General features: G+C 67.1%; 8 protein-coding genes and 1 pseudogene. 7 read left to right on the top strand and 2 right to left on the bottom strand.

Annotated features, from left to right (window positions below):
• Positions 1 to 58 precede the first annotated feature (58 nt).
• Together ACF08M_RS41205 and ACF08M_RS41200 are read left to right on the top strand one after the other, a co-directional pair.
• Positions 59 to 586: a hypothetical protein gene (locus ACF08M_RS41205; RefSeq protein ID WP_392190448.1), complete on the top strand. Its 528-nt coding sequence runs from the start codon at positions 59 to 61 to the stop codon at positions 584 to 586.
• Positions 583 to 1032 carry a hypothetical protein gene (locus ACF08M_RS41200; protein WP_392190447.1) on the top strand — a complete coding sequence of 150 codons (450 nt, stop codon included), beginning with the start codon at positions 583 to 585 and terminating at the stop codon, positions 1030 to 1032. Before ACF08M_RS41205 ends, ACF08M_RS41200 begins: the two co-directional genes overlap by 4 nt.
• Positions 1033 to 1057: 25 nt before the next feature.
• On the opposite strand, the gene ACF08M_RS41195 is transcribed toward ACF08M_RS41200, so the two are convergent.
• Entirely contained in the window at positions 1058 to 1579 is a 522-nt protein-coding gene (locus tag ACF08M_RS41195; protein ID WP_392190446.1) for an NUDIX hydrolase, read from the bottom strand.
• Between ACF08M_RS41195 and ACF08M_RS41190 the strand changes: the two are divergent.
• From ACF08M_RS41190 to ACF08M_RS41175, 4 genes and pseudogenes are all read left to right on the top strand, one after another.
• Positions 1490 to 1813: pseudogene (locus tag ACF08M_RS41190) on the top strand (hypothetical protein); the annotation flags it as partial. The gene ACF08M_RS41195 and the pseudogene ACF08M_RS41190 overlap by 90 nt on opposite strands.
• On the top strand, positions 1814 to 2032 hold the full coding sequence (locus ACF08M_RS41185) for a hypothetical protein (protein WP_392190449.1): 219 nt from the start codon (positions 1814 to 1816) through the stop codon (positions 2030 to 2032). It abuts the pseudogene before it with no gap.
• The gene (locus ACF08M_RS41180; RefSeq protein ID WP_392190445.1) at positions 2032 to 2415 is read left to right on the top strand and encodes a helix-turn-helix domain-containing protein; all 384 of its coding nucleotides are present in this window, start codon (positions 2032 to 2034) and stop codon (positions 2413 to 2415) included. The genes ACF08M_RS41185 and ACF08M_RS41180 overlap by 1 nt, the downstream gene beginning before the upstream one ends.
• Before the next feature lie 959 nt (positions 2416 to 3374).
• Positions 3375 to 4688 (top strand): hypothetical protein, encoded by a 1314-nt coding sequence (locus ACF08M_RS41175; protein ID WP_392190444.1) that lies wholly within the window; start codon positions 3375 to 3377, stop codon positions 4686 to 4688.
• Positions 4689 to 4891: 203 nt separating this feature from the next.
• Here ACF08M_RS41175 and ACF08M_RS41170 read toward each other — a convergent pair whose 3' ends face one another.
• The gene (locus ACF08M_RS41170; protein ID WP_392190443.1) at positions 4892 to 5017 is read right to left on the bottom strand and encodes a hypothetical protein; all 126 of its coding nucleotides are present in this window, start codon (positions 5015 to 5017) and stop codon (positions 4892 to 4894) included.
• A 416-nt stretch (positions 5018 to 5433) separates the two neighbouring features.
• On the opposite strand from ACF08M_RS41170, the gene ACF08M_RS41165 reads away from it, so the two are divergent.
• Positions 5434 to 5979 carry a hypothetical protein gene (locus ACF08M_RS41165; RefSeq protein ID WP_392190442.1) on the top strand — a complete coding sequence of 182 codons (546 nt, stop codon included), beginning with the start codon at positions 5434 to 5436 and terminating at the stop codon, positions 5977 to 5979.
• The last annotated feature ends 49 nt before the right edge of the window (positions 5980 to 6028 follow it).

The raw sequence follows: 6028 nt of genomic DNA, 5'->3' as shown, positions 1-6028 counted from the left end.
GGCTCCAATACTGCCCACTGCTCATCCGTCAGGTCTCCCCGCCCCATGAGCCACGATCATGCATAGGCCGAGATCCATTTCGATACACGCCCTAGAGGAGTTCCGAAACTACCAGCAGGGCATTCTGCCCGCCGGGCCGGGAGCCCGCAGCCTCACCGAGTTCTTCGCCGGCATCGACGAGAAACTCGACCCCTCGGCAGCATCGGCGCCCAAGATCCAGCGCAATGACCGCGACGTGCTCAACCTGCTGACCAAACGCGCCAAGGTCCTCCACCTCGGACCGGCGAACTACTGCTGGTTCACCGACCCCTCCCGGGCACTCTGCCTCAAGCTCGCCGGCACCCCGACGGCGGATCGTCCGCTGGTCGGGATGTGTGACTCCGCCCGCTGCCCGCAGGCCACCCACCACCCCTGCCACCGCCCCGTCTGGGCCGAACACGCCGAACGCACCAAGACGTTCCTCGGCCAGCTCGGCATCCCGCGCAAAACCGAACGCACCCGTCTCCAGGCTGATCACGACCGAGCCCTCCGGGTCGTCGCCGAGATCGACGCCGCCAGCGCCACCATGCACGAGGAGTCCTCATGAGAATCTCCGCAGCCCAGCGGGCCGAAAACGAGAACCGCATCCGGGCTGCCATGGACCGCCTCCTGCGCGGCGAGATCCCACCCGGCGGCAAGTGCGACGTCAAGACCCTCGCCCGCGAGGCCGACGTCGACCGCACCGCGTTCTACGGCACCCGCCCCTACAGTCACCTCCGCCTCGAGTTCGAACGACGGGTCCAGGCGCTGCAGGACGCTGGCGAGATCCCCGACCGTCGCGAGGCGCAGATCATCCGGCTCAAGGCAGAGAACAGCAGACTCAAGGAACGGCTGGACCAGTCAGAACAGAGGAACGACGAGCTCTCGGACTTCCGCACACAGGCCCCCGCACAGCATGAGGAAATTACCCGGCTCCGCGAAACGGCCGCCGGAACTTCCGGGATCAGGCGCCTTCCGACCCCGCGAACCACCGTCATCGGATCCTGCAGTTGATGCCCGCCCTGACCCGAGGCGCCGATCACTCGGCTGCCGGCTCCCTCGCACCGTTTCCGAATCCGGACTCCAGGTATTGACGCAGAGCTTCCCGCCCTCCCGGAACGAAGCGCCATTCATCAACGACTTCGCGCAGCTCGGCCACTGTCATCCAGTCCTGCCAGCCGATCTCACCCGAGTCCGGGATCAGTGCCTCCGGCACGACGGCCTCATGCACCCCGAGCCAGATGGGGCTAATCCCTTGCCGGCAAAGGAACTTGAACAGGAAGTGCACCGGCACACGAACACCCAGCTCTTCGGACAGCTCCCGGGCCGCTGCTTCCTCATACGACTCGCCCACGTCCACGGCGCCGCCGACCATCACGTCGTAGTAGCCCGGAAACCGGGGATGCGTCTCGGACCGCCGCAGCACCAAGATCCGTCCTGTTCGATCACGGCAGATCGTCGTTGCGATGCGATGCGGCCAGCCTTCACGCTCCGCCTCGCCTCGCTCGACGACACCCAACACACGGTCGTACTCATCGACATGCTCAACCAGTTCACTCACGGAGGCACGATCTCACCACCCACTGACAACGCGACCCCACGGGCACAGCGGCGAGTGATCTACGTCACGAGCGATGCCGTGGAATGCAACACGTTCGAGCGTCTGCGTCACGCAAAGCGGCCTCACGATCCGGGCTGCTCAATCGCCACACAAGGTCATCCGCACACGGTCTCTGCGGACACAAGACATTCGTACGTCACCAGGCTCATCGAGTCGGGCTATGACGCGGGGTTCGTGACCGAGCAGGTCGGCCACTCTCACGCCGCCACGACGGCTATCTACACGGCGCTCAGCAGCGAGTATAAGAACTTGCAGGTCCGTCAGCACTTGGAGGCGGCCGAGGCGGAGGTGCTGCGTCTCGCGTTCGCTCAGGCCGATCTCGAGGCGGAGTGCGATGAAGAGCTGGCGAGCACCCTCGCCCTGCAGGGTACCGACTCCCGGAGGGGCGCGTGATGAGGGCCGTGCCCGCTCCGGAGCCCCGTCCGGAAGGCGTCAGGGCCAGCTCAAGACCACAGTACGAGTGGCGGCTGCGCGAGCTGATGGCCGTCCGGAAGAACTGGTACACCACCACCAAGCTGACTGAGGCCCTGCACGAGTACGGCTTCGACTTCGACCGGAGCCACATCTATCGGCTGGTCAGCGGCGACAAGCCTCCCAAGATGCCGGTCGATCTGTTGCTGGCGCTGTGCAAGATCCTCGGCTGCCGGTTCGAGGAACTCGTCGTCGAGGTCGCTTCGGCGGAGAGCGACGTGGCACTGCCCGAACAGGCTGGACCGCGTCCGCTGCTGCCGGAGTCGCCGATGCTCGACGCCGGCTTCTTCGACGCCGAGACCTGACCGGCCCCATGGTGGTGGACAAGGGCCAGCAGCGGGGCCGCGGTTCGTGCGACGACTGTGGGCGGGAGCGGTATCTGCGGGTGAACACGCGCTCGCGTCGGCTGTGCGCGACTTGTTCCGATCGCCGTCGGCCGGCCGAGGAGTGCATCGACTGCCGGCAGCATCGGGTGCCCTACGCTCGGACCGCTGCCGGCCCGGTATGTCAGGCGTGCCAACGGCGCCGCAACGCCCAGCCGTGCGCCCGTTGTGGCCAACTTCGCGTCGTGACGAAGCGGCTGGAGGATGGCAAACCGTTGTGTCAAACCTGCTGGAAGAAGCAGCAGGCTGGTGAGCCATGCGTTGGCTGCGGCGAGGTACGCGCGGTCCACCAGCGTGGCGAGAGTGGACCGCTGTGTGAACGCTGCTACCGCCAGCGCACGCCTCGCCTGAAGTGCGCGGTCTGCGGCGAGGTTCGCCAAATGCAGAGCGCGGCGAAGAGGGTCTGCCGCCGTTGCGCCGCGTTGATGCGCACGCATGAGCCGTGTCGGGACTGCGGCAAGAGCCGGGAAGTCGCCCACCGCGACGAGCGCGGTCCCCAGTGCCGGTACTGCCGAAGCCGCGACCGTTCCCGCCCCTGCGCACGGTGCGGCACGACCGCCGTGATCGTCGCCCGCGGTCCCGACGGGCCTCTGTGCACCCGCTGCCGCCGCCAGGACCGATTTCCCGAACACCCCTGCCGGGACTGCGGGCTGCGTACCGCAGAGGTCACCGCCGTCGAAGACGGGATCCCGCGCTGTGCATCCTGTTACGGGAAGATGCGGGTTCCTTGCAGTCGCTGTGGCGCCGTCGCTCGTGCCAACCGCCGCTGGCCCGAAGGGCCGGTCTGCCGGGCATGTGTCGACCAAGTGCTGGCCAGCCCCGCCGTCTGCTCCCGGTGTCAGCAGCCCAGCATCGCCTTCCAACACCACGATGGCGGCCCCGTGTGCCCTGAGTGTGCCGGCGTCCGCTTCTCCTACCGCTGCCGTACCTGCCACGGCTTCGCACGACTCGAATCCGACGCGCGCTGCCGCGCCTGCACCGCACAGACCCGACTGGCTGTCCTCACCACCGACCAGGTCACCGGGGCCACACCCGAGTGGCTGCAGCCACTCGTCGACGAGCTGGCCGCCTACGAGAACCCGTCGAGTCTCGACGCCTACCTCCGCGGCCCCGGCGGAGAACTGATCAGACAGCTCGCTACGGGTTCCCTCGTGCCAGAGCACGAGGCCCTCGACGAGCTGCGGCAGACCGCCTCGGTCAACCACCTACGGGATGTACTCACCCTGGTCGGCATCCTGCCCCCGCGCGACGAACAACTTGCCCAACTCGCCCGCGACATCATCGTCCACGCCAGCGCACTCGATCCCGGCAACCGGCTCATCCTCACCCGCTACGGCCGTTGGTCCCTGATGCCGCTCGCCCAGCACGCCATCTGTCACGGCAAGCCTCTGACCAAGGGACAACGCGCTTATCTCCTGCGTCGTCTTCGTGTCGCCCGACAGTTCCTCGGCCATCTCCACGGCTGCGGCGTCCTCCTGGCCGATTGCACGCAGGCCCGCTGCGACCGATGGGTCACCCAGCACGGCCACTACCAGGCAGAACTCCGTCAGTTCCTGGTCTGGTCGGCTGACGCCTGCCTGTCCCCGCCACGCATCGCCATCGCTGCAGCCCAGCGCACGGAAGATCGCTCGATCATGAGCGACACCGAACGTGTCCTGACTGCCCTGCGGCTGGAGACCGACGAGACCGTCCCTCTCGCCGACCGCGTCGCCGGATGTCTGGTCCTCCAGTACGGGCAGCTGTGCACCCGCATCGTCAGCCTCACGCTGGACGACGTCCAGCACCACCCGAACGAACCCGACACTCTCGGCCTGCTCTTCGGACGTGATCCGCTCTGGCTCCGGCCTCGCCTGTCTGCCCTGCTGCAACGGCTGATCGACGGCCGCACACCACCGAGCGTCATCGCCCGTGCCCGCTCGACCCCCTACCTCTTCCCCGGCATGCGCCCCGGCCGTCACCTCACCGCGAACGCCCTGAGTGAGCGACTCATCCGCCACGGCATCCCTGCCACGCGCCTCGCCCGCAACGGTGCTTGGCTCTCCCTGGTCAGCTCCGTGCACTGGAAGCTGCTCGCCGACCTCATCGGCACCTGCGACGCCACGGCCCACCGCTGGCACCAGCACTCCGCCACAGACCGCGCGAGCTACGTCGCCATGCGGATGAAGGACCGACCACCACCCTCCGCCCCTGAGTGACTGCAGGCTCGCATTCGGAATCCCGTTCCACCGTAATGATCTGGGATCTCCGACTGTCCCATTTGAGGGACACAGCGCTTCTGTCTCACGGTCCTGTCCCTTGAGGCCGACGCCGCCGCGGATGTCATGACCGGGACCGCGGTCATCCGTCGGCGTCACCGGGTTCGACACCGCTCGCAGTGGGACCTCGTGTTTTGCGCGACTCAGCTGGTGCTGGCCGCTATGAACTTCCAGAAGTACGCTCCGGCCCCGCCACCGCCGATGAGGCCGTAGCCAGTGGCGTCCGCGACCCACGCCAGGGTTACGAGGGCCTGCTCGGTTCGCGTCATGGTGACCGGAGTACCTTGGCGACCCCAAATCCGCAAGGACAGATCGTTGCTGGCCGTTGCCAGGTAGACGCCGTCGGGCGAATACGACCGACATGCTTGTGTCGGTGGTGCAGTGCGCTTTCTACGGCGTCGGGGGTTACGGTCGCTGCCGCATGCGCGCTGACAGGCTCCCGTCGCGTCCGGCGCGGCGAGCTCTCTCCGCCGGGTCGTTCGGCGTCACCGGTGATGACGTATGTCTCGTCGACAGCCGTTCTTGTGACTTGGCTCAGTTGCTGGCAGAGGCAGAGGCTGCCCGATCCAGCCAATCTGACCATTCCCGCCCGTGGCACGTGTGGGTCACGACAGAGTGATCCGTTATGGGTTACAGGGGTCGTTGGTTGCGTGTGGTGCCGTGGGGTGTGTGCGCGGCAGCTGCGGTGTGGCTGGTCATCAGCGGCATCGTTGACGGGTGGGACAAAGCTGATCCGAAGGCTAGTGTGGTCGGCGCGGTGAGCGGTCTGGTGGCTCTTGTGCTGACGATTCTGGCCCGGCCGGGCCGGAATGCCGATGTGGGGCTGGGTGCCATTGCCGACCAGCTTGCGGACACGATAGAGCGGCAGTGGAACAACGAGGTCGAGGCCCGGCGCTTGAACGATCCGTATCCTCTACCCGTCGCCTGGCGTACGGCCGATGCAGCCCTGACCGAGCCCTGGGCCCGGCTGACCGGCCTGGCCAATGACTGGCCCGGCGGCCCACCCGGTGAGCCCGCCGGATGGCCTGCGAACGAGGCCGGTCTGGCGGGACACTACGCACAGATCCACGAGGTCTTCGCCCACCGTGTGCCCACCCGTCGACTGGTCGTGCTCGGCGAGCCCGGCTCCGGCAAGACCGTGCTGCTCATCCGCCTGCTCCAGGATCTGATGGAGCGCCGGGAGGATGGGCGTTTCCCCTTGATCGTGGACACCCTGATCATTGGATCGTGAAGATCCATAGGACGGGAGTTCCCGTTGGGGACATCGAAGTACTCGCCTG

The sequence above is a fragment of the Streptomyces sp. NPDC015032 genome (genome assembly GCF_043080425.1).
Taxonomy (GTDB): domain Bacteria; phylum Actinomycetota; class Actinomycetes; order Streptomycetales; family Streptomycetaceae; genus Streptomyces.
Note: the sequence above shows the minus strand (reverse complement) of the source record. Positions and strands in the feature narration are given on the sequence as shown.

Excerpts from the sequence above, each read along its gene's own strand:
- ACF08M_RS41205 (WP_392190448.1), top strand. The coding sequence starts at position 59 with ATGCATAGGCCGAGATCCATTTCGATACACGCCCTAGAGGAGTTCCGA.
- ACF08M_RS41200 (WP_392190447.1), top strand. The coding sequence starts at position 583 with ATGAGAATCTCCGCAGCCCAGCGGGCCGAAAACGAGAACCGCATCCGG.
- ACF08M_RS41180 (WP_392190445.1), top strand. The coding sequence starts at position 2,032 with ATGAGGGCCGTGCCCGCTCCGGAGCCCCGTCCGGAAGGCGTCAGGGCC.
- ACF08M_RS41170 (WP_392190443.1), bottom strand. The coding sequence starts at position 5,017 with ATGACGCGAACCGAGCAGGCCCTCGTAACCCTGGCGTGGGTCGCGGAC.